Source organism: Rhodococcus sp. ENV425 (assembly GCF_002887785.1).
Lineage (GTDB): Bacteria > Actinomycetota > Actinomycetes > Mycobacteriales > Mycobacteriaceae > Rhodococcus > Rhodococcus aetherivorans.
Genome location: NZ_PCZU01000087.1, coordinates 16,987 through 17,194, shown reverse-complemented (window position 1 = coordinate 17,194; position 208 = coordinate 16,987). Strand labels below are relative to the sequence as shown.

1 protein-coding gene is annotated in these 208 nt (G+C 67.8%); it reads left to right on the top strand.

Going from position 1 to position 208, the window contains the following annotated elements; all coding sequences use genetic code 11:
* Window positions 1-208: cytochrome b N-terminal domain-containing protein (locus tag CQZ88_RS30575; protein ID WP_374703809.1), on the top strand; the 208-nt coding region annotated here is incomplete at both ends.

Sequence of the window (208 nt, the reverse complement as noted above, 5' to 3'; positions counted from 1 at the left end):
CTTCGGCTACTCGCTGCCCGACGACCTGCTCTCCGGCACCGGCCTGCGCGCCGCCCTGTCCGGTATCACCATCAGCATCCCGGTGATCGGCACGTGGATGCACTGGCTGATCTTCGGGGGCGACTTCCCGGGCATGCTCATCATCCCGCGCCTGTACGTCGCGCACGTGCTGCTGTTCCCGGGCATCATCCTCGCGCTGATCGCGGCT